Here is a 19,746-nt window from a genome sequence, read left to right as displayed (position 1 = left end):
GGTGTCTGGGTTCACGACATAGGCGACAGTTGATAGGTGACACATGAGTCGCGTCATAGGCGACAGTCGCTCTCGTGTCGAAGAACCGGGTCGCCGTTTTGAAGGTCGTTTCCAAGCAGCTCACCGTCGCCGCGGCGTCGGCTGAGTATGGGATGAGCCGCCAGCATCTACATCGACTCCTTGCCCGTTATCGCCAGGGCGGCTTGGACGCGGTCGAGCCGCGCTCTCGGGCACCACATACCAGCCCGCAGCAGACCGCCCCCGAAGTCAGGGAGCGGGTCGTGCAGCTGCGGCAAGAGCTGATCGGGAACGGGTTGGATGCCGGCCCGGCCACCATCGCATGGCACCTCGAGCACGAGGGCCTACCCGCACCATCCACCTCGACCATCCGGCGCATCCTCCACGAGGCCGGGCTCGTGGTGCCCGAGCCGCGCAAACGACCACGCTCCTCCTATATCCGCTTCCAAGCCGCGCAACCAAACGAGACCTGGCAGTCCGACTTCACCCACTGGCGCCTGGCCGACGGCACCGATATCGAGATCCTGAACTGGCTGGACGACCACTCCCGCTACCTGCTGGCCTGCACCGCCCACCGCCCGGTCACCGGAGACGATGTCGTCGCCATCTTCTTGAACACAACCGAGAACTACGGCGTCCCGGCCTCCACCCTGACCGACAACGGACGCGTTTATACCGCCCGCTTCGGCGGCGGCCGCAACGCCTTCGAATACCTGCTCCCGCTCCTGGGCGTCACCCAGAAGAACGGCTCACCAGGCCACCCGCAAACCCAGGGCAAGATCGAACGCTTCCACCAAACGCAGAAACGGTGGCTCGCAGCCCGCCCCGCCGCCCACGACCTCGCCGAGATGCAAGCCCAGCTCGAAACCTTTCGCGACCACTACAACGAGCAACGCCCCCACCGCGCCCTGAACCGATCAACACCCGGGCAGGCCTACCGGGCAACCCCGAAGGCCCTCCCCGCTGAACCCCGCACCCCTGGCCACTACCGGATCCGCTACGACCACGTCGACCAGCACGGCAAAATCAGCCTCCGCCGCGCCGGCCGCATGCACCACCTCGGCATCGGCGCCGACCACCGCGGCACCCGCGTCCTCGCCCTCGCCGACGACGCCACCATCACCGTCATCGCCCTACACACCGGCGAGGTGCTCTCCACCCACACCATCGACCCCACCCGCAGCTACTGGCGCAACCAACAGAAGGAGCCCGGCCGATGGCCGGGCTCTCTCTGAGTAACCAATGTCGCGACTCATCTGGAACACATGTCCCGACTCATCACATACGTGGCGAGTGAGGGATTCGAACCCCCGAAGGCTACGCCGGCTGATTTACAGTCAGATCCCTTTGGCCGCTTGGGTAACTCGCCAGTGCGCCGCAAAGGCGCCATGTAAGGATACTCGGCGCGCGCCGTCTCACGAAATCGGCCGGACCGCACCCACGACCGCACATCTGCCTCCCGCGAATTCGCACCCAGCAGAACCACGCGACAAACGGCGACCCCCGGTCGCAGGATTGCGCCATGACCACTCCTGAGACCATCTCCCCCGTGCAGCGGCTGCTGGAGGAGCGCATCGTGTTCCTCGGCACCGAGGTGAACGACGAGTCGGCCGGCGAGGTCTGCGCGCAGCTCCTGCTGCTCGACTCCATCGCCTCCGATCGCGACATCTTCCTCTACATCAACTCGCCGGGCGGCTCCATCACCGCGGGGTTCGCCGTCTACGACACGATGAACTTCGTGCGCGCCGACGTCGCGACCGTCGCGTTGGGGTTCGCGGCCTCGATGGGGCAGTTCCTGCTGTCGTCCGGCGCGCCAGGCAAACGCTATGCGCTCCCGAACTCGTCCATCGTGATGCACCAGCCGCACGGAGGCTTCGGCGGCACGAGTGCCGACATCCAGACCCAGGCGAAGCAGATCCTGCACTTCAAGCGCAGGATGGCGGAGCTGACCAGCGAGCAGACCGGCAAGACCGTCGAGCAGATCATCGAGGACGGCGACCGCGACCGCTGGTTCACCGCCGACGAGGCCAGGGACTACGGCTTCGTGGACGAGGTCATCGGCTCGACGCGAGCGCTCGCCGGCTGAAAGCGTGTCCGGAAGCTCAGGCAGCCAGCAGCACAGGCCGCGCGACGTCGGACACCGCGTGCTCCGCCACCGTCTCCGCCTGAACCCGCTCAGGCACCAGGCTCAGCACCTCGACGCGCGCGAACTCCGACACGACCTCCGACAGCAGCTCCCCCTCCGTCACGTCGAGCACCCGGCACAGCGCCGCGAGGATCTCCGACGACGCCTCCTTGCGGCCGCGCTCGATCTCCGACAGGTACGGGATGCTGATGCGCGAGGTCTCCGAGAGCTCGCGCAGCGTCGCGCCCCGCTCGGTCCGCAGCCGGCGGAGCACGGAGCCGATCGCGTGCCGCATCAACATGCCTGAAGCCTAAGCCGGACGCCCGCGTCCGCGCCGATCCGATTTTCGGATTCCGCCCACAGCAGAATCCGAACCGCCCCGCGCGACTTCGCGACACTCCCCGGCGCCTGCCGCCGATGTCGGTGGCCGCGCGCACAATCGGGGGCATGAGAACGTTGGAGATTTGCGAACGATGCGACGGGACGGGCGCCGACCCCCGTCAGCACTCCGAGGAGATCGCCGTCTGCGTCGAGTGCAACGGTGACGGCTGCCACGTCACCTACTACGCCGAGCTCCAGCAGACGGCCTGACCGGCAGGACGCGCGCCGCGCGTCGCCCGTAGACTGGATGCCGTCCGGCCCGCTCCGATCGCCGGACACCTGCGCGGGAAGGAACAGTACAGTGGCAGACTCCTCGTTCGACGTCGTCAGCAAGGTCGACAAGATGGAGGCGGACAACGCCGTCAACCAGGCCCGCAAGGAGGTCGAGCAGCGCTACGACTTCAAGAACGTGGGCGCATCGGTCGAGTGGAGCGGCGAGCAGATCCTGCTCAAGGCCAACACCGAGGAGCGCGTCAAGGCGGTCCTCGAAGTCGTCGAGTCCAAGTTCATCAAGCGCGGCATCACCCTCAAGTCGCTCGACACCGGCAAGCCGTACGCGTCGGGCAAGGAGTTCCGCATCGAGGTCGGGCTCAAGAACGGCATCGAGCAGGACGCCGCCAAGAAGATCAACAAGCTGATCCGCGACGAGGCGCCCAAGAGCGTCAAGTCGCAGATCCAGGGCGACGAGCTCCGCGTCAGCTCAAAGAGCCGGGACGACCTCCAGGCGACAATGGCCCTCTTGAAGGGCGCCGACCTGGACGTGGCCCTGCAGTTCGTGAACTTCCGCTGAGCGCCCCCCGCAGCCAGCGGGCGACCTGCCCGTAGGCCGCCACGCGCGCCTGCTCCTGCGACAGGAACACGTCGTGCAGCGCGCCGTCGATGCGCGCGACCGTCACGGTCGGCGCGAGCCGCAACGACCGCACGGCGATGTCCTGCACCAGCAGCACGACGTCCGAGCTCAGCATGTCCGTCGTCCAATACGGCAGCAGCGTCGAGCGGGCCGACAGCAGCGTGAGCACCGGGACGTCGATCGCGAGACCGGCCGCGACCCGCGTGTGCCCGGCGAGGATGGCGGTGAGCCACGCGGGATGCACCGCGAACCCGCGCACGGGACGCCAGGTCAGGTCGTAGTCCCACTCGCCGTCCAGCGTCCGCGACACCGACCGCGTATAGAAGCCGAGGTCGACGTTCGGCATGGCGGCCTTCGGCTCCAGCCGCGACTGGAGGTCCATGAGCGGCGCGAGCATCGCGCGCCCGGCCGAGTGCGCCTGGAACTCCAGCCACGGGCTGTTGAGGATGAGCGCCGACGCCCGGCCGGGATGCCGGTCCGCCCACAGGCTCAGCGTGAGGCCTCCCGTCGAGTGGCCGAGCAGGATCAGCCGGCGGTGCGGGCGCTCGCCCTCCGCGTGGCCCATCGCACTCAGCGCCGCCTCGATGTCGGCGTCGTACGTGTCGAGCGAGTCGATGAACCCGGGAGTCTGGCCGGGGCGGAGGCTGCGGCCGTACTTGCGCAGGTCCAGCGCGAAGAACCGCGCCCCCTGGTCGTGCCAGAAGCGCGCGAGCCCGGTCTGGAAGAAGTAGTCCGACCAGCCGTGCACGTACAGCACGTCGGTCTCGTCGGCCGGACGGCCGGGCCGGAGGTCGGCCAGGTGCGGCCACGGCTCGTAGCGCACGAGCGTCGCGACGACCTCGCCCTCGGCGTCGTGGCCGAGCGGGAGCGTCGCCTGCTGGAACCCGGCGCCGAGGACGTCGGGGCGCCACTCCACTGGGCCGACCATGCCTCCAGCGTGCCAGATGGGAGGGCCGGGACGCGAGAGGCGTCCGCCGCGACGCCGGCCTACTCCGCCGCCGTCGCCTCCACCGCCGCGCCGTTGGACGCGCGCAGCATGTCCTCGCGCGGGACGACCTTGATCCGGGCGCGACCGCGCTCCGCGCCGAGCGCCTGCTCGTGCGCGTCGAGGTTGTGCCAGCCGTTCAGATTCGTGTACTCCACACCTCGCTCGCGAAGCAGGTTCTCCACAGATTCCTCGGAGGGGTCTGCGGGAGACCACCAGTTGCCCTGATCGTTGATCACATGCTTGATCGTCTCCATCGCATCCGACTTCGTGTGACCGATGAGGCCCACCGGGCCCCGCTTGATCCACCCCGTCGCATACACGCCGTACATCCGCTCGTTGTCGCGGTTGCGCAGCACCTGGCCCTCGTGGTTCGGGATGACGCCGTGCTTCTTGTCGAACGGGATGCCGGGAAGCGGCGAACCGAAGTAGCCGACCGCGCGGTAGATCGCCTGGATCTCCAGCTCCCGGATCTCGCCGGTGCCGCGCACGCCGCCCGCGCCGTCCGACTCGGTGCGCTCGTACCGGATCGCGCGCACGTTGCCGTCCTCGTCGGCGAGCACCTCCAGCGGCTTGGCGTAGAAGTGCAGGTGCAGGCGCCGGGAGGCCGCGCCCACCTCGCGCTGCCGCCACTGCTGCAGCACGCGGTCGATGACCATCACCTGCTTGTTGCTCGCGATGGCGTCCTTGGAGTGCTCGTCGTACTCGAAGTCCTCGTCGTAGACGATCATGTCGACGTCGCGCAGCTCGCCGAGCTCGCGCAGCTCCAGCGGCGTGAACTTCACCTGCGCCGGGCCGCGGCGGCCGAAGACGTGCACGTCGGTGACCGGCGACTCCTTCAGGATGTCGTAGACGTTGTCGGGGATCTCCGTCGGCAGCAGGTCCTCGGCGTGCTTCGCCAGGATGCGGGAGACGTCGAGCGCCACGTTGCCGTTGCCGATCACCGCGACGGACTTCGCCTCCAGCGGCCAGGTGCGCGGCACGTCGGGGTGGCCGTCGAACCAGCTCACGAAGTCGGCCGCGCCGTACGAGCCGCCGAGGTCGATGCCCGGGATGTCGAGGGCGGAGTCGTGCACCGCGCCGGTGGCGAAGATCACCGCGTTGTAGTGGTTCTTGAGGTCGTCGAGCGTGATGTCGACGCCGTAGGTGACGTTGCCGAAGATGCGGATGTCGCCGCGGTCGAGCACCTCGCGCAGCGCCGTGATGATGCCCTTGATGCGCGGGTGGTCGGGGGCGACGCCGTAGCGCACCAGCCCGTACGGCGCCGGGAGGGCCTCGAACAGGTCGATCGAGACGTCGAAGCCGCGCTCCGCCTTGAGCAGGATGTCAGCGGCGTAGATCCCGGCCGGGCCGGCGCCGACGATCGCCAGTCGCAGTTTGGTCATGCGTTGATTCCTTCGTGCTCAGCTCGAACGTTCGACGATCGTGTCGGCGAACCGCACGAGCGCCTTCTTCACGGGGCCGTCGGGCAGCGGATCGAGCGCCTCCACGGCCTCCCGGGCCCAGCGGTGCGCCTCCTCGAGGGTCTCCGCCGTGACGGGGTGCTCCCGGAGCGCGGCGATGGCCGCGGTGGCCTCCGGAGTGATCTCGCCCTCCTCGGCCGTGCCCATGACGTCGCGCTCGAGCCGTTCGAGCAGGGCGCGCGCCTCGGGGTCGGCGTCCGCGCGCTCCCGGAGCTTCAGCACGGGGAGCGTCGCGACGCCGGCGCGGAGGTCGTTGCCCGGGGTCTTGCCCGTCTCGGCCACGCCGACGGACGAGAGGTCGATGACGTCGTCGATGAGCTGGAACGCGACCCCGATCTTCTCGCCGAAGGTCACGACGGGCTGCTCGTACGCGGTGTCGGCGTTCGAGAACGCCACGCCCATCTGGGCGGCCACGGCGATGAGGGAGCCGGTCTTGTCCTGCAGCACCCGGACGTAGTGGGCGATCGGGTCCTCGCCGTCCTGCGGGCCGATGGTCTCGTGGAGCTGGCCGAGGCACAGCCGCTCGAACGTGTCGGCCTGGAGCTGGATGGCGCGCTCGCCCAGCGCGGAGACGAGCTTGCTGGCCCGGGCGAACAGGAGGTCGCCGGTGAGGACCGCGACGGAGTTGCCCCAGACGAACTGCGCCGTGGGCACACCGCGCCGCATCTGCGAGTCGTCCATGACGTCGTCGTGGTACAGGGAGGCGAGGTGGGTGATCTCGACGGCCTGCGCGGCCTGCAGGACCCGCGGGGTGTTGCCGTCGCCGAGCTGCGCCGTGAGGAGGGTGAGCATCGGGCGGACGCGCTTGCCTCCGGCCTCCAGGAGGTACCGGGTGGTGACGTCGGCGAGGTTGTCGGCGAACCGCATCTCGCGGTGCAGCGCCTCCTCGACCTGTGCCAGGCCGTCGTCGACGGCGTTGGCGACCTGCCGGTCCTCGCCGCGGACGAAGATCCGCTCGGTCAGGCCGAGCTGGCTGCTGAGCGACGCGGGGCGCCGCACGGCCGGAACGCTGCGTGCCACTTACTCCCCCTCGGATGGGACGGCGGACGTGGGCTTCTTCGCTGCGGGCTTCGTCGCTGCGGGCTTCGTCGCGGCAGACTTCGTCGCGGCAGGCTTCGTGGCCGCCGGCTTCTTGGCCGCCGGCTTCGCCACCTCCACCGGCTTCCACCCGCGATGCAGCGCGACGATCCCCGCGGTCAGGTTGCGCCAGGCCACGCGCTCGAAGCCGGCCTCGCGCATCCACGCCGCCAGCGCCGGCTGGTTCGGCCACGCCTCGATGGACTCCATCAGGTACTCGTACGCCGCCGGGTTCGAGCTCGCCACGCGGGCCAGCACGGGCATCCCGTAGCGCAGGTAAGCGCCGTAGCCCGCACGGATCGCCGCCACCGGAGGCTGGGAGAACTCGCACACCACGACCCGGCCGCCCGGCTTGGTCACCCGGTAGAACTCGGCGAGCGCCGCCCGCGGGTCGACAATGTTGCGCAGACCGAACGAGATGGTGACCGCGTCGAACGTGTCGTCGTCGAACGGGAGCTTCGTGGCGTCCGCCTGCACGAACCGGACGAACGGGTTGCCGGCCTGCCTGCGCCGGCCGACCTCGATCATGCCCTCGGAGAAATCGGCCGCGACCACGCTGGCCCCGTTGCGCGCCAGGGACGCGCTGGAGGTGCCGGTCCCGGCCGCGACGTCCAGGATCGTCTCGCCGGCGCGCGGCCCGACGGCTCGCGTCGTCGCCAGCCGCCACAGCGTCGCGTTGCCCATCGAGAGGACGGTGTTGGTCCGGTCGTAGTGGGTCGACACCTCATCGAACATGGCGGCGACCTGGGAGGGCTGCTTGCTGAGGTCGGCCTTACTCACCCCCCCAGCTTAGGCTGCGCCGACATGCCGTGCATTTCGGGGCGTCGCACAGCGCCTCCGGCACCGGGCCAACGCCCAGCGGCCGCGCAACCGGCGCCCAGCGGCCCGGGCGTAGGCTGGTCCGGTGACCGCACCCTCGACCACCCGCCGGGCTACGGGCGTGACCGCCCTGTCGGTCGAGACCACCCCCCTCGACGACGTCCGGCATCTCGTTCCCTTCCTCGACTCCCGCCGGCCCCTCGTGTGGATCCGCAAAGGCGAGGGGATCGCCGGCATCGGGGAGGCGCTGCGGCTGGAGTTCCGCGGCCCGGACCGCATCCGGCAGGCGTCGGACGCGTGGCGGGCGACCGTCCAGGCCGCGACCGTGACGGACGCTGTGCGCACGCCGGGCACCGGCCTGGTCGCGTTCGGGACCTTCGCGTTCGACGACGAGAGCACGGCCACGAGCGTCCTGATCGTGCCGCAGGTCGTCCTCGGTCGCCGTGGCGGCCGCAGCTGGATCACGCGGATCACGCCGGTGGACGACTCCCCCGCGGCGGCGAACGCAGCCGACCCGCGGACGCAGCGCGGCACCGCCCGGGACCTCCCGCGGCCGATCGCGTTCGGCGACGAGTACCGGCTCAGCCTCCTCCCCGCCGGACTGGACGAGGGCGGCTACGAGTCCGCCGTCGCGACCGCGGTGGAGCGCATCCGCGAGCACGACCTCTCCAAGGTGGTGCTGGCCCGGGAGCTGTCGGCGCACCTGCCGCTCGAATCGGACGTGCGGCGCGCGCTGGTGGAGCTGGCCCTCGGCTACCCCGACTGCTGGACGTTCGCCGTCGACGGTCTGGTGGGGTCCTCCCCCGAGACGCTGGTGCGCGTGCACCACGGCACGGTGACCGCGCGCGTGCTCGCCGGCACGATGTCCCGCGGCCGCGACGCCGAGAGCGACCGCGCGTCGGCGCTCGCCCTCGCGGGTTCACCGAAAGACCAGGACGAGCACCGCTTCGCCGTCTCCAGCGTGCTGGACGCGCTCCGCCCGCACAGCGCGGACCTCGGAGCGAGCGACGAGCCGTTCACGCTCAAGCTGCCGAACCTCTGGCACCTCGCGACCGACATCGCCGGCACCCTCAGCGACGGGTCGAGCTCGCTCGACCTCGCGGACGCCCTCCACCCGACGGCCGCCGTCGCCGGCACGCCGACACCAGAGGCACTGGCGCTGATCCGCGAGCTGGAGCCGTTCGACCGTGGACGGTACGCCGGACCGGTCGGCTGGGTCGGCGGCGACGGCGACGGCGAGTGGGCGATCGCCCTGCGCTGCGCGCAGCTCGACGAGACCGGCGACCTCACCGCCTATGCGGGCGCGGGCATCGTGGCCGACTCCGACCCCGCCAGGGAGTACGCGGAGACGACCATGAAGTTCCGCCCTATCGTCGAAGCCTTCGGCTGAACGCTAGCTCGCCGCCAGCCGCGCCTTCTCGACCTGCACGTCGTAGTCCGGCGCCGGCCACTCCAGCTCCAGGTCCTCCAGGGCGTGGATGAGTAGGTGCTGGACCGCGAGCCGCGCGTACCACTTGCGGTCGGCCGGCACGACGTACCAGGGCGCGTACGCCGTCGACGTGCGGTCGAACACCACCTGGTACGCGTCCTGGTAGCTGTCCCAGAGCAGCCGCTCGTCCACGTCGCCGGTGGTGTACTTCCACTGCTTGTCGACGCGCTTCAACCGGTCGCCCAGGCGCTTCTTCTGCTCGTCCTTGCCCAGGTTCAGCATCACCTTGATCAACGTCGTCCCCGACTCCGCCAGCTCCAGCTCGAAGTCGTTGATCGCGCTGTAGCGGCGCTCGATCTCCTCCTCCGGAGCGAGCTTGCGGACCTTGCCGATGAGGACGTCCTCGTAGTGCGAGCGGTCGAAGACGCCGACCTCGCCCGCCGCCGGCACATGGCTCCAGATCCGCCAGAGGAAATCGTGGGCGAGTTCCACGTGCGTCGGCTTCTTGAAGCCCGCGTACCGCACGCCGCCGAGGTTCATCTGCCCGACGACGTGGGTCACGATGCCGCCCTTGCCCGCCGTGTCCATCGCCTGCAGGACGAGCAGCACGCTGCGCCGGTCGCCGAGCGTCCCCGCCGCGAACAGGCGCTCCTGGAGGTCCGCGAGGATCGCGGCGCCCTCGGCGAGCGCCGCCGCGCCGTCCTTCTTGCGTCCGTCGAAGCCCGGCGTCGCCGCGGTGTCGCTTCCGGCGAGCAGGAAGCCCTCGCCGACGCGCAGCAGCGGGTCCGGGTCCTCGGCCCAAAACGTCTCGCGTCCCATGTCCCCTCCTCGCCCCTGGATCGCACCTTCCTCGGTGGACCGTCCCGCCGATCGTACGACGCGATCAGACTCCTGCCGCGTCGAGCACCGGCTCGAACGCATCCGGCCGGTGCAGGACCACCCGCGTCCTCACTCCGTCCGGGAACAGCCGGGACACGTCCTCCGGCCGGGCGCGATCGTCCACGATGACGTCGATGGTCTCCCGCCAGCGCCCGTCCGGCATCCGCTGGAGCGTGGCCTCCCACGTCAGTCCCGGTGTCTCGCGGGCCTGCAGCCGCAGGTGGATGCCGACCGCGCGCCTCCGGCCGAGCAGCGACAGCAGGCCGCGGTAGATCGCCGCGCGCCGGGTCGGGGCGAGCCAGGGTCCGAGCGCGCGGACCAGCACGTCCGCGCTCCACAGGATCGTCGTCGCGAGGCCGCCGCGCGACTGGTAAACGTCCACCGCGTAGACGCCCGCCAGCCGGCGCAGCGACTGCCGGAGCGCGCCGCGCGTGATGCCCTCGTCCACCGTGCTGTGCAGGTACAGCGGGACGGCGGGCTGCGCCGTCAGGCTCCCCGCCCGCAGCGCCGAGCGGTCGTGGACGCGCTGACCGGGGCCGAAGAACGGCCGCAGCTCGCCCAGGAGCACGGCCACGGCGTCGCCCGGCGGATCGGTCTCGATCGCGCCGGCGGTGTCGGCGTACGCGATCGCCTGGTGCAGCGCGCCGAGCCGGAAGCCGGGCGCGAGCGCCGGGCCGGCCTTGACGGTGACCAGCACCCGCGCGCCGTCGAGGTCGAGGCGCACCGGGTTCTCCCGGCCGTCGATGCGCGGGACGAGGTCGAGCACGTGCTCGATCGCGAGGGTGCGGATGCCGGCCGGGATGGGCAGGCGCCCCAGCGGCGTTCCGGCGACGACCAGGTGCGTCACGGCGAACCCGGCGGCGTGCGCCCGCACCGCGACCTGCGAGGCGACCATCCCGCCGAGGCTGAACCCCGCCAGCACGACGGGCTCGCCCGGGCGGATGCCGGCCTCCCGCATCGCCTCCAGCGCCGCCCGCGTAATGGTCGCCTCGTGCTCGCCGCCGATGACGAGGTCCGCCGTCAGGTCGTTCGGCGCGATGCCGGGCCGCGGACTCCAGGACTTCGTGCTCGGGAACTGCACGATCCAGTGCCGGACGCCCTCGTGCTCGCGCTCGACCAGCCGGATGACGCCGGTGTCGATGCGCTCGTCCAGGTCGGGGTCGCAGAGGTCGTCGATCTCGCGCTGGCTGAGCAGCAGGTCGCGGAGCGTGTGCACGGACCGGCGCCGCATCGCCCCGGCGGCGAGCCCTGGCTGGCCGAGCGGGTCCGGCGACGGGCCGAGCTCCAGGCCGAGCAGCCCGGCCGGCACGTCGGGGAGGCCGGGCGTCGGCGTGTAGTCGTCGCCGCGCCCCGGGTCGCCCCACCAGGTCAGGAAGTCGTGCAGGAGCGGGAACCGGCGCTCCAGGAGGTCGTCGTAGCCGAGCAGCACCGCGTCGTGCCCGTCGCGCAGCAGTCCGCGCCTCCGGCCGAGGGCGACCGTCTTGCGCAGCAGCGCCGGGAGGGTGAAGACGGCGAGGTAGGGCCGGGCGCGCCAGCGCGGCAGGACGATACCGACCAGCCCGATCAGGAGGGCGACCGGCGCGAGCACCCAGCCTGCGAGCCTGGCCAGCCCGCCGGTCAGCCGGGGCGCGGCCGTGAGGTAGAGCGCGCTCAGCGCCGTGCGCCGGGCGCGGCGGCGGCGCGGCGCGGGCACGGGGAACGGATACATCACGCGCGACGCGCGCTGCACGGCGAACCAGCTCCACTCGGCGGCGAGCGCGAGCAGGGCGACCGCGGCTCCGACGACGACCGCGACGGCGCCGAGCGCCAGCAGCGCCAGCCCCGCCGCGAGCGCGACGGGGACGCCGACGATCAGGCCGATCACGAGGGCCGCCCAGCCGCCGGGCGTCCTCCCCCGCCACACGCGAGGGGGCAGCTGGCTGAGCATGCGGTCAGCCTAACCGCGCCCACCGTCGCGACGGCCGAGCACTGCCGTCTAGCCAGGTGAGCCACGGCGCGGCTACGGTGTGCACACCGATCGAGAGGAGCCCGTCGTGAACGGTTTCTGGAACTTCATCTGGCTGATCTTCTGGGCGTTCGCCTTCGTCGCCTACCTGATGGTGCTGTTCACGATCCTGGTCGACCTGTTCCGCGACGAGAAGCTCAACGGCTGGTGGAAGGCCGTGTGGGTGATCTTCCTGATCTTCGTGCCCTTCCTCACCGCGCTTGTGTACCTGATCGCGCGCGGTCGCGGCATGGCGGAGCGCAACGCCCGGGACCGCAGGACCGTCCCGGAGGACACCGACTACTACACGCACCCCACGCCGTCGGCGACGCCGGCCGCCGACATCGAGCAGGCGAAGGCGCTCCTGGACAAGGGCGTGATCAGTCAGAACGAGTTCGACGCGCTCAAGGCGAAGGCGCTCGGCAACCGTTTCTGAGCGCATCCCGGGGCGATTTTGAGCGGAACTCAGCCGCTTTGTGAGCCCGGCAGGCTATCCTGCGATACGACACGCCTGACTTCATCACGCGATGGCCTTGCATCCGACGCAGGTGGATGTAATATTCATGTATGCCTGTACCCATCGCAGAGGCCGTCAGTCCCCGACGGCTCATCCGGGACGAAGTTTTCGTCCGTCTACTCGACGCAATCGTCGACGGGGACCTCACGCCAGGAGAGCAGCTCTACGACGCTGAGATCGAGAAGTGGGTCGGGGTCTCCCGCACCCCCGTCCGCGAGGCCCTGAACCAGCTCGCGGCCATGGGGCTCGTGGAGATCATGCCCCAGAAGCGCACCCGCGTCACGCCGATCGACCCTGTGCGCCTCCGCGCGCTCATCGACACCGTGGGCAGCCTCCTCGTCGGCATCGTGCGCGACGCGACGCCGCTCCTCACCGACGACGACAAGGATGCCCTCCGCGCCTGCAAGGAGCAGCTGGGCGACGGCGACGACATGGCGCAGCTCGTCAAGGACCGCGTGCTCACCGACGGCTTCGTCAACGTCTTCCTCCGCCGCCTCGACAACCGCACGCTCGCGAAGCTGTTCACGCGCCACCTCCCCGAGGTGCGCCGCGCGCTGATCGCGGCGCCGTCGTCGAAGGCGTACACGAAGGGCGCGCCGCACCTCGCGTCCGCCGTCGACGCGGCCATCGCCGGCAACGGCGCCAAGGCCGCCAAGGGCGTGTCCGAGTTCTGGAACAAGGGCCTCGTCACCGTGGTGGACGAGTTCGCAAAGGAGACCCGCTGATGCCGCTCCCCGTCAAAGACTCCGCCCCCGTCGAGCGCCAGCTCCTGCGCGACGTCGTCTACAACCGCCTCTACGAGGGCATCCTCGACGGCACGCTGGAGCCGGGCGAGACCCTGCTGGACGAGAAGCTCACCGCCTGGCTCGGCGTCTCCCGCACGCCGATCCGCGAGGCGCTGATGAAGCTCGCCGACATCGGCCTGGTCGAGATGGCGCCGAACCGCTACACGCGCGTCGCGCCCATCGACCTCCGCGCCATCGACGAGGCGATCTACACGACCGGCCTCCTGCACGAGTACGCGGCCCGGACCTCGGTCCCCGGCCTCGACAGCGCGGCGCTCGGCCGTCAGGACAAGGCGCTCAAGGAGATCCGCAAGGCCGCCAAGTCGAGCAACCTCCCGGCCCTCGGCCGCGCGGTGAACGACTTCTTCCTGGAGTTCGAGCGCAACAGCGGCAACGACGTGCTGCTCGCGATCAGCGAGGGTCTGAGCCCGCAGGTGCTGCGCTACGTCGCCGTGTGGAAGCGCCCGTTCGACACCGACGAGCTGCCCGCGCGCGTCACCGAAATCCACGACGCCGCCAAGGCGCACGACGGCGAGAAGGCCGGCGACCTGGTGCGCGCGCTGTACGCGCCGACGCTCGCGCAGTTCCTCTCGGACTACCGCCGCAGCGACGAGGACATCGAGGAGAGCCCCGTCGTCTGAGCGACACCCGTGACGTGCCCGGCGCCTGTCTCAGGCGCCGGGCACGCGTGCGTGAGGGGTCAGTACTCCGCGTCGACGGCCGCGCGGCCGGAGACCACCGACCGGATGTACGACGCGACCTTCTCGTGCTCCGGGTGCACGACGTAGCGCTGGAGAGCGGCCTCGTCCTCGAAGTCGCTGACGAGCACGACGTCGAACTCGTTCACCGGCAGGGAGTTGATCCCCACCTCGAAGCGCAGGATCTCCGGGACGACGGCGGGCAGGGACTCCAGCCCCGCCTTGATGCGGGCGGCCTGGTCGGCGCGCTCCGCCTCCACGGTCGACGCGAGCTTCCACATGACGACGTGACGCAGGGTCAACGGGCCTCCTCCAGCAGGGCGGTGCGCAGGCGCGCCTGGTCGACGCGCCAGTAGGTGTGCTGCCGGCCGTCCACGAGCACGACCGGGATGTCCTCCACGTAGCGCTCGTGCAGCTCGGCGTCGTCGAGGATGCTGAGCTCCTCCACGCGCACCTCGGGGGCGCCGGCGGGGAGGTCGCCGATCACGGAGCGGATCGCCTCCCGTGCGTCGTCGCAGAGGTGACAGCCCGGCTTGCCGATGAGCGTGATGGTGACGGTGGACACGTGATCCAGCCTAACCCGCGGGCGCATGCAGGCTGCGCCCTTGGGCATGCAGAAAGCGCCGACCCTCACGGACCGGCGCTCGAGCAGCAGACGCTGGGGTCTACTTCTTGTTGCGACGCTGGTGGCGCGTCTTGCGAAGAAGCTTGCGGTGCTTCTTCTTCGCCATACGCTTGCGACGCTTCTTGATAACGGAACCCACGTAGACCTCACAAAGTTAGGGGTTTGCCGCGAAAGACGCGGCGACACGAGCAGCCAGTCTACCCGACTTCACGCCGAGTCCGCGACGCCGCCGTCCAGGTGGGGCCGCACAGCCTCCAGCGTCTGCGCCACGGCGGACTCCGGAACGCGGAACGAACGGCCGAAACGGATCGCCGGGAGCTCACCGGAGTGGACGAGCCGGTAGACGGTCATGCGGGAGACGCGCATCATGTCGGCCACCTCGGCGACCGTCAGGAAGCGCACCTCGCGAAGAGCGTTCGAGCCCCCATCGTGAACCATGCGGTGTCCCTTTCTTGCCCGTCATCGTACTCGGGTCGTGACGACGGGGAACTAGGGAACTCTAGTCTCTGCGCAGGCTCCGACTCCAGCGCCGGATCAGTCCCTGCGCCACTTCTTCGGGGTGACGCGCTCCACCCGGCGGCGGGTGTCGGCGAGCACCTTGCCGACCGTGCTGGCGAACTCGCGCGTCTCGTCGGCGAGCTGCACCGAGTAGGCGGACAGGTCGACATCGGACGCGGTGAACGGGATGACCCAGTCCTCCACGGCCTCCAGCGGCGTGGGGTCGAGGCGGTAGTAGCGGTGCTGCCCCTCCTCACGGACCGCGACCAGTGACGCCTCGCGCAGCACCTTGAGGTGCTTGGACACGGTGGGCTGGCTCAGCTCCAGCGTGGCCACGATCTCCGACACCGAGATCTCCCCGACGGGACGCGCGTCATCCGAGTTGCGGTCGAGCAGCACTTTGAGGATGTCGCGCCGCGTCGGGTCGGCGATCACGTCGAAGATGTCGGCCATTGCACCAGGCTAGTCGTACGGGTGTCGGAGTACCATGTCCGAAGCTGTCGGTCCGAGACTGTCGGGAGGAACGGACGATGCGCACGACGTCGCCGGTCCGGCGCGGGCCCGCTGCCGCCGGTGGTCGTTTCCGGGCGGCGCTGAACGGCTTCGCGCAGCGCAGCCCGTCGCGGTTCGCGATCCTCGTCTTCACCCTGCTGATCCTCGTCTTCACCCTGCTGTTCTCGCTCCCGATCGCGTCGGCGTCCGGCACCTGGACCGGCCTGGCCGACTCGCTCTTCACGGCGGTGTCGGTGATCTGCGTGACCGGGCTCGCGACCGTGGACATGGCGACGCACTGGTCGGTGTTCGGCCACCTGCTCGTGTACCTCGGCGTGCAGGTCGGCGCGGTCGGCGTGCTGACGATGGCGAGCATCCTCGGGATGGTCGTCTCGCGCCGCCTGGGCCTGCGCGCCAAGCTCATCGCGGCCAGCGACAGCAACCCGCTGCGCATCCACGCCGGTCCCGTCGCCGAGGGGCAGGCGGTGCGCCTCGGCGACGTGGGCAGGCTGCTGCGCACGGTCGCGATCAGCATGGTCGTGATCGAGGGCGGGGTCGCGTTGCTGCTGTTCCCGCGCATGCTGATCGCGGGGATGGACGTCGGCACCTCCATCTGGGAGAGCCTGTACTACTCGGCGATGGCCTTCACCAACACCGGCTTCGCGCCCAACACCGAGGGGCTGACGCCGTTCGTGGAGGACTACTGGTTCCTCGGCGCGCTCATGATCGGCGTGTTCCTCGGCTCGATCGGGTTCCCGGTGATCCTGGCGCTGGCCTCCAACCTGCGCAAGCGCCGCCGACGGTGGTCCATCCACGTCAAGCTCACGCTGCTGACGTCGGCCATCCTGCTCGTCGCGGGAGCTGTGCTGTACATCGTGCTCGAATACGACAACCCCAAGACGTTCGGGCACCTGGACGCCGGGCACACGGTGTTCCAGTCGTTCTTCCTGTCGACGATGACGCGCTCGGGAGGCTTCGCCACCATCCCGATCGCGGACCTGCACGGGTCGAGCCTGCTGGTGACCGACATGCTGATGTTCATCGGCGGCGGCTCGGCCTCCACCGCGGGCGGCATCAAGGTGACGACGCTCGCGGTGCTCTTCCTCGCGGCGTTCGCCGAGGCGCGCGGCGTGGAGTCGATGGACGCGTTCAAGCGGCGCATCCCGATCGACGTGCTGCGGCTGTCGGTGGCGGTGGCGCTGTGGGGCGCGACGATCGTGGCGGTGTCGAGCATCCTCATCCTGCAGATCACGAAGGCGCCGCTGGACCACGTGCTCTTCGACGTCATCTCCGCGTTCGCGACCTGCGGCCTGTCGACCGGGCTGACCCAGGGCCTGCCTGACCCCGGGGTCTACGTGATGGCGGCCACGATGTTCTGCGGGCGCGTTGGTACAGTGACTCTCGCCGCGGCGCTGGCGCAGAGCCAGCGCAAGCAGCTCTACCAGAACCCCGAGGAGAGGCCGCTCGTTGGTTGACCGGATCAAGCACAACGCGCCCGTCCTCGTGATCGGCCTCGGCCGCTTCGGCGCCGCGACGGCCGGGCAGCTCGACCGGCTGGGCCGCGAGGTGCTCGCGATCGACACCGACGCCGCGCTGGTCGGGAAGTGGGCCGACCGGGTCACCCACACCGTGCAGGCGGACGCCCGCTCGATCGAGGCGCTGCGCCAGCTCGGCGCGGAGGACTTCTCCATCGCGGTCGTCGCGGTCGGGTCGTCGATCGAGGCGAGCGTGCTCATCACCGCGAACCTGGTCGACCTCCACGTCCCGCAGATCTGGGCGAAGGCAATCTCCCAGTCGCACGGCAAGATCCTGGAGAGGATCGGCGCCAACCACGTCATCTACCCGGAGGCGGAGGCCGGCGAGCGGGTGGCGCACCTGGTCTCGGGCCGGATGCTCGACTTCATCGAGTTCGACGACGACTTCGCCCTTGTCAAGCTGTACCCGCCCAAGCCCATCCAAGGCGTCGACCTCACCACCTCCGGCGTGCGCAGTCGCTACAACATCACCGTCGTCGGCGTGAAAAGCCCAGGCAAACCCTTCACCTACGCCACCGCCACCACCGTCCTCACCCCCCACGACCTCATCATCATCTCCGGCACCTCCACCGACATAGAACGCTTCGCCGCCCTCGACACCTAACCCCCCCCTCCTCACCCCCCTCCAACAATTCCGGAGTTGTGTACGCCTGCAACCGGCGTGTTGCGTGCATAACTCCGGGAGAGATGGCGGGGCTGTGGAGAAGTCGGAAGCGCGATCGCCGGCGCGGCAGGGTGTTGGGATGGAGACATACGACGGGCTGGTGGAGCAGACGGGGTTCACGGTCGAGCAGGGCCGCGCAGCAGGGCTGACGCGGCGACAGCTCGATGGCGGCGGACTGCAGCGACCGTTTCGGGGCGTGCGCACTGTCGGCGTCGAGTATCGCGACCACCGCGACCTTTGCCGCGCCTACGCAGCGTTCGAGCGTGGGCAACACACGTTCAGCCACCAGTCCGCAGCAATGATCCACGGCTTTCCCCTGCCGCACTGGGCCGTCCCGAAAGAAATCCATGTCGCCGTGTTCGCTCCGGCGAAGCCTCCGCAGATGGTGGGGGTCGTCGGCCACGAGTTGCGCGCGGCGGGCCACAAAGTGGTCAACGTCGATGGCTTGCGCGTGACTGCCGCCGAGGACACGTGGGCGCAACTCTCGCGGACCCTTCCGTTCGAGGATCTGGTCGTCATCGGCGACTGGCTCGTGACCGGCGACGAGCCGCACTCGAACATCGCGTCAGCGTGGGCGATGGCCGATCTCGATAGGGCCGTCCGCCACCACGCTCGGCGCCCGGGCATCCGTCGGCTACGTCTAGCTTTCGAGGCCGTCCGGTACGGGCCGCTCTCGCCTCAGGAGACACGCCTCCGTCTGCTTCTGGTCAGCGCAGGACTGCCTGAGCCCGAGTTGAACTACCGCGTCCTCCGCGACGGTAGGTCAGTCGCAATGGTCGACCTCGCTTTCCCGGAGCGACGTGTCGCGATCGAATACCTGGGCGACATCCACCGCACCGACCGAAGCGCATTCCGCGAGGACATCGCGAGAAGAGAGCGCCTCACGGAGTGCGGCTGGAACGTCGTCTTCCTCACTGCAGACGACCTGAAACCTCCCGTACCCCGCGCCCTCCTCACCGTCCGCCGAGCACTAGCGCGATCAGTTCCGGAGTAATGCACGCCCCCAACCGGCGTGTTGCGTACACAAATCCGGAACGGATTGCTCGCGGGCTAGGAGGCGGCGAGTTCGCGGGCTCGGGCGAGGGCGGCGGAGGTGGCGCGGGTGAAGAGGGCGGGGAGGTCGGCGTCGGCGAGGACCGCGATGGCGCGCTCGGTGGTGCCGTTGGGGCTGGTGACTCGGCGGCGGAGCTCGGCGGGGTCCTCGCCGGAGGAGACCAGCAGCTCGGACGCGCCGAGGAAGGTGCCGTTCACGAGCGTCCGCGCCTGCTCGGGCGTGAAGCCCTTCTCGATCGCGGCGGCGGTCAGCGCCTCCACCAGGAAGAACACGTAGGCCGGGCCCGAGCCGGAGATGGTGCTGAGCGCGTCGAGCTGCGACTCCGGCACCTCCACGACCTCCCCGACCGTCTCGAACAATGCGCGGACCAGCGCGAGGTCGTCCGGCTCGGTGCGGGTGCCCGGGCTGATCCCGGTGACGGCCTTGCCCACGACGGCGGGCGTGTTCGGCATCGAGCGGACCACGATCACCGACGGCGGCAGCAGCGACTCGAAGGTCTTGATGGTGACGCCCGCCGCCACGCTCACGACGATCGCGCCCGGCGTCAGCGAGTCCGCGATCTCGTGCAGGAGGTCGGGCACCATCCCGGGCTTGACGGCGACGATCACGAGCTCGGCGCCGTCCACCGCGGCACGGTTCGCGTCACCGTCGTGCTCGGTCGAGTACGCGGTCACGCCCGGGATGCCGGCGAGCTCCGCAGCGCGCGCCTTCTTCCGGTTGGTGACCCGGATGCCGCCGTCCACCGTGACTCCCGGCGCGGTCAGGCCGGAGAGGATGGCGCGCCCCATCGAGCCCGCCCCGAGCATCGCGATGGTGGGCAGCGTGACGTTCTTCGTGTCGCTCATGCGCCCCATCCTAGGATGAGGTC

24 protein-coding genes and 1 tRNA gene are annotated in these 19,746 nt (G+C 70.1%); 11 read left to right on the top strand and 14 right to left on the bottom strand.

Features of this window, described 5'->3' with window-relative positions:
• Positions 1 to 74 precede the first annotated feature (74 nt).
• Positions 75 to 1,253: an IS481 family transposase gene (locus tag ABCS02_RS34045; RefSeq protein WP_345839547.1), complete on the top strand. Its 1,179-nt coding sequence runs from the start codon at positions 75 to 77 to the stop codon at positions 1,251 to 1,253.
• A 52-nt stretch (positions 1,254 to 1,305) separates the two neighbouring features.
• On the opposite strand, the gene ABCS02_RS34040 is transcribed toward ABCS02_RS34045, so the two are convergent.
• Positions 1,306 to 1,387 (bottom strand) — tRNA-Tyr (locus ABCS02_RS34040).
• Positions 1,388 to 1,483: 96 nt separating this feature from the next.
• Between ABCS02_RS34040 and ABCS02_RS34035 the strand changes: the two genes are divergently transcribed.
• Positions 1,484 to 2,104, top strand: coding sequence for an ATP-dependent Clp protease proteolytic subunit (locus ABCS02_RS34035; RefSeq protein WP_345840160.1), 621 nt, complete (start codon positions 1,484 to 1,486; stop codon positions 2,102 to 2,104).
• A 16-nt stretch (positions 2,105 to 2,120) separates the two neighbouring features.
• Here ABCS02_RS34035 and ABCS02_RS34030 read toward each other — a convergent pair whose 3' ends face one another.
• Complete coding sequence (locus ABCS02_RS34030; RefSeq protein WP_345840154.1) at positions 2,121 to 2,444, bottom strand: helix-turn-helix transcriptional regulator; 324 nt, start codon at positions 2,442 to 2,444, stop codon at positions 2,121 to 2,123.
• A 146-nt stretch (positions 2,445 to 2,590) separates the two neighbouring features.
• Here ABCS02_RS34030 and ABCS02_RS34025 point away from each other — a divergent pair, with 146 nt between their 5' ends.
• Positions 2,591 to 2,734 carry a hypothetical protein gene (locus tag ABCS02_RS34025; protein ID WP_345840153.1) on the top strand — a complete coding sequence of 48 codons (144 nt, stop codon included), beginning with the start codon at positions 2,591 to 2,593 and terminating at the stop codon, positions 2,732 to 2,734.
• 91 nt (positions 2,735 to 2,825) lie between these two features.
• Positions 2,826 to 3,314, top strand: coding sequence for a YajQ family cyclic di-GMP-binding protein (locus ABCS02_RS34020; RefSeq protein ID WP_345840152.1), 489 nt, complete (start codon positions 2,826 to 2,828; stop codon positions 3,312 to 3,314).
• Here the strand turns inward: ABCS02_RS34020 and ABCS02_RS34015 are convergent.
• From ABCS02_RS34015 to ABCS02_RS34000, 4 genes are read right to left on the bottom strand one after another with little or no spacing between them, the layout of a single operon-like run.
• Positions 3,220 to 4,302: an alpha/beta hydrolase gene (locus tag ABCS02_RS34015; protein WP_345840151.1), complete on the bottom strand. Its 1,083-nt coding sequence runs from the start codon at positions 4,300 to 4,302 to the stop codon at positions 3,220 to 3,222. The genes ABCS02_RS34020 and ABCS02_RS34015 overlap by 95 nt on opposite strands.
• 59 nt (positions 4,303 to 4,361) lie before the next feature.
• Positions 4,362 to 5,744 carry an FAD-dependent oxidoreductase gene (locus ABCS02_RS34010; protein ID WP_345840150.1) on the bottom strand — a complete coding sequence of 461 codons (1,383 nt, stop codon included), beginning with the start codon at positions 5,742 to 5,744 and terminating at the stop codon, positions 4,362 to 4,364.
• Between the two features lie 18 nt (positions 5,745 to 5,762).
• Positions 5,763 to 6,821 carry a polyprenyl synthetase family protein gene (locus tag ABCS02_RS34005; RefSeq protein ID WP_345840159.1) on the bottom strand — a complete coding sequence of 353 codons (1,059 nt, stop codon included), beginning with the start codon at positions 6,819 to 6,821 and terminating at the stop codon, positions 5,763 to 5,765.
• Positions 6,822 to 6,842: 21 nt separating this feature from the next.
• Entirely contained in the window at positions 6,843 to 7,679 is an 837-nt protein-coding gene (locus ABCS02_RS34000) for a demethylmenaquinone methyltransferase (protein ID WP_345840149.1), read from the bottom strand.
• A 124-nt stretch (positions 7,680 to 7,803) separates the two neighbouring features.
• On the opposite strand from ABCS02_RS34000, the gene ABCS02_RS33995 reads away from it, so the two are divergent.
• The gene (locus ABCS02_RS33995) at positions 7,804 to 9,108 is read left to right on the top strand and encodes an isochorismate synthase (protein WP_345840148.1); all 1,305 of its coding nucleotides are present in this window, start codon (positions 7,804 to 7,806) and stop codon (positions 9,106 to 9,108) included.
• Between the two features lie 3 nt (positions 9,109 to 9,111).
• On the opposite strand, the gene ABCS02_RS33990 is transcribed toward ABCS02_RS33995, so the two are convergent.
• On the bottom strand, positions 9,112 to 9,966 hold the full coding sequence (locus ABCS02_RS33990; RefSeq protein WP_345840147.1) for a PPK2 family polyphosphate kinase: 855 nt from the start codon (positions 9,964 to 9,966) through the stop codon (positions 9,112 to 9,114).
• A gap of 64 nt (positions 9,967 to 10,030) precedes the next feature.
• Positions 10,031 to 11,953, bottom strand: a complete 1,923-nt coding sequence (locus ABCS02_RS33985) for a hypothetical protein (protein ID WP_345840146.1) — start codon at positions 11,951 to 11,953, stop codon at positions 10,031 to 10,033.
• A 169-nt stretch (positions 11,954 to 12,122) separates the two neighbouring features.
• On the opposite strand from ABCS02_RS33985, the gene ABCS02_RS33980 reads away from it, so the two are divergent.
• The 3 genes from ABCS02_RS33980 (at position 12,123) to ABCS02_RS33970 (ending at position 13,953) form a co-directional block, all read left to right on the top strand.
• Positions 12,123 to 12,446 carry an SHOCT domain-containing protein gene (locus tag ABCS02_RS33980; RefSeq protein WP_345840158.1) on the top strand — a complete coding sequence of 108 codons (324 nt, stop codon included), beginning with the start codon at positions 12,123 to 12,125 and terminating at the stop codon, positions 12,444 to 12,446.
• 131 nt (positions 12,447 to 12,577) lie between these two features.
• Entirely contained in the window at positions 12,578 to 13,252 is a 675-nt protein-coding gene (locus tag ABCS02_RS33975) for a GntR family transcriptional regulator (protein ID WP_345840145.1), read from the top strand.
• Complete coding sequence (locus ABCS02_RS33970; RefSeq protein WP_345840144.1) at positions 13,252 to 13,953, top strand: GntR family transcriptional regulator; 702 nt, start codon at positions 13,252 to 13,254, stop codon at positions 13,951 to 13,953. The genes ABCS02_RS33975 and ABCS02_RS33970 overlap by 1 nt, the downstream gene beginning before the upstream one ends.
• A gap of 59 nt (positions 13,954 to 14,012) precedes the next feature.
• Here the strand turns inward: ABCS02_RS33970 and ABCS02_RS33965 are convergent, their stop codons facing one another.
• The 5 genes from ABCS02_RS33965 to ABCS02_RS33945 form a co-directional block, all read right to left on the bottom strand.
• On the bottom strand, positions 14,013 to 14,312 hold the full coding sequence (locus tag ABCS02_RS33965; RefSeq protein ID WP_345840143.1) for a Dabb family protein: 300 nt from the start codon (positions 14,310 to 14,312) through the stop codon (positions 14,013 to 14,015).
• On the bottom strand, positions 14,309 to 14,575 hold the full coding sequence (locus tag ABCS02_RS33960; protein WP_345840142.1) for a glutaredoxin family protein: 267 nt from the start codon (positions 14,573 to 14,575) through the stop codon (positions 14,309 to 14,311). Before ABCS02_RS33960 ends, ABCS02_RS33965 begins: the two co-directional genes overlap by 4 nt.
• 100 nt (positions 14,576 to 14,675) lie before the next feature.
• Positions 14,676 to 14,774: an AURKAIP1/COX24 domain-containing protein gene (locus ABCS02_RS33955; protein ID WP_003792170.1), complete on the bottom strand. Its 99-nt coding sequence runs from the start codon at positions 14,772 to 14,774 to the stop codon at positions 14,676 to 14,678.
• Positions 14,775 to 14,842: 68 nt separating this feature from the next.
• Positions 14,843 to 15,073, bottom strand: a complete 231-nt coding sequence (locus tag ABCS02_RS33950) for a helix-turn-helix domain-containing protein (RefSeq protein WP_345840141.1) — start codon at positions 15,071 to 15,073, stop codon at positions 14,843 to 14,845.
• Between the two features lie 96 nt (positions 15,074 to 15,169).
• Positions 15,170 to 15,586, bottom strand: a complete 417-nt coding sequence (locus ABCS02_RS33945; RefSeq protein ID WP_345840140.1) for a metalloregulator ArsR/SmtB family transcription factor — start codon at positions 15,584 to 15,586, stop codon at positions 15,170 to 15,172.
• A 77-nt stretch (positions 15,587 to 15,663) separates the two neighbouring features.
• Here ABCS02_RS33945 and ABCS02_RS33940 point away from each other — a divergent pair, with 77 nt between their 5' ends.
• The 3 genes from ABCS02_RS33940 (at position 15,664) to ABCS02_RS33930 (ending at position 18,818) form a co-directional block, all read left to right on the top strand.
• Complete coding sequence (locus ABCS02_RS33940) at positions 15,664 to 17,100, top strand: potassium transporter TrkG (protein ID WP_345840139.1); 1,437 nt, start codon at positions 15,664 to 15,666, stop codon at positions 17,098 to 17,100.
• Positions 17,093 to 17,764 (top strand): TrkA family potassium uptake protein, encoded by a 672-nt coding sequence (locus ABCS02_RS33935; RefSeq protein WP_345840138.1) that lies wholly within the window; start codon positions 17,093 to 17,095, stop codon positions 17,762 to 17,764. The genes ABCS02_RS33940 and ABCS02_RS33935 overlap by 8 nt, the downstream gene beginning before the upstream one ends.
• Positions 17,765 to 17,903: 139 nt before the next feature.
• Positions 17,904 to 18,818 carry a hypothetical protein gene (locus ABCS02_RS33930; RefSeq protein WP_345840137.1) on the top strand — a complete coding sequence of 305 codons (915 nt, stop codon included), beginning with the start codon at positions 17,904 to 17,906 and terminating at the stop codon, positions 18,816 to 18,818.
• A 56-nt stretch (positions 18,819 to 18,874) separates the two neighbouring features.
• On the opposite strand, the gene proC is transcribed toward ABCS02_RS33930, so the two are convergent.
• The gene (proC, locus tag ABCS02_RS33925; RefSeq protein WP_345840136.1) at positions 18,875 to 19,723 is read right to left on the bottom strand and encodes a pyrroline-5-carboxylate reductase; all 849 of its coding nucleotides are present in this window, start codon (positions 19,721 to 19,723) and stop codon (positions 18,875 to 18,877) included.
• Positions 19,724 to 19,746 lie beyond the last annotated feature (23 nt).

It is taken from the genome of Microbacterium sp. X-17 (assembly GCF_039615055.1).
The sequence above is the reverse complement of the archived record's forward strand: the minus strand, read 5'-3'. Positions and strand labels throughout refer to the sequence as shown.

Excerpts from the sequence above, each read along its gene's own strand:
- ABCS02_RS33985 (WP_345840146.1), bottom strand. The coding sequence starts at position 11,953 with ATGCTCAGCCAGCTGCCCCCTCGCGTGTGGCGGGGGAGGACGCCCGGC.
- ABCS02_RS33980 (WP_345840158.1), top strand. The coding sequence starts at position 12,123 with ATGGTGCTGTTCACGATCCTGGTCGACCTGTTCCGCGACGAGAAGCTC.
- ABCS02_RS33990 (WP_345840147.1), bottom strand. The coding sequence starts at position 9,966 with ATGGGACGCGAGACGTTTTGGGCCGAGGACCCGGACCCGCTGCTGCGC.
- ABCS02_RS33950 (WP_345840141.1), bottom strand. The coding sequence starts at position 15,073 with ATGGTTCACGATGGGGGCTCGAACGCTCTTCGCGAGGTGCGCTTCCTG.
- ABCS02_RS33930 (WP_345840137.1), top strand. The coding sequence starts at position 17,904 with ATGGAGACATACGACGGGCTGGTGGAGCAGACGGGGTTCACGGTCGAG.
- proC (WP_345840136.1), bottom strand. The coding sequence starts at position 19,723 with ATGAGCGACACGAAGAACGTCACGCTGCCCACCATCGCGATGCTCGGG.
- ABCS02_RS33970 (WP_345840144.1), top strand. The coding sequence starts at position 13,252 with ATGCCGCTCCCCGTCAAAGACTCCGCCCCCGTCGAGCGCCAGCTCCTG.
- ABCS02_RS33975 (WP_345840145.1), top strand. The coding sequence starts at position 12,578 with ATGCCTGTACCCATCGCAGAGGCCGTCAGTCCCCGACGGCTCATCCGG.
- ABCS02_RS33945 (WP_345840140.1), bottom strand. The coding sequence starts at position 15,586 with ATGGCCGACATCTTCGACGTGATCGCCGACCCGACGCGGCGCGACATC.
- ABCS02_RS34010 (WP_345840150.1), bottom strand. The coding sequence starts at position 5,744 with ATGACCAAACTGCGACTGGCGATCGTCGGCGCCGGCCCGGCCGGGATC.
- ABCS02_RS33940 (WP_345840139.1), top strand. The coding sequence starts at position 15,664 with ATGCGCACGACGTCGCCGGTCCGGCGCGGGCCCGCTGCCGCCGGTGGT.
- ABCS02_RS34015 (WP_345840151.1), bottom strand. The coding sequence starts at position 4,302 with ATGGTCGGCCCAGTGGAGTGGCGCCCCGACGTCCTCGGCGCCGGGTTC.
- ABCS02_RS34030 (WP_345840154.1), bottom strand. The coding sequence starts at position 2,444 with ATGTTGATGCGGCACGCGATCGGCTCCGTGCTCCGCCGGCTGCGGACC.
- ABCS02_RS34025 (WP_345840153.1), top strand. The coding sequence starts at position 2,591 with ATGAGAACGTTGGAGATTTGCGAACGATGCGACGGGACGGGCGCCGAC.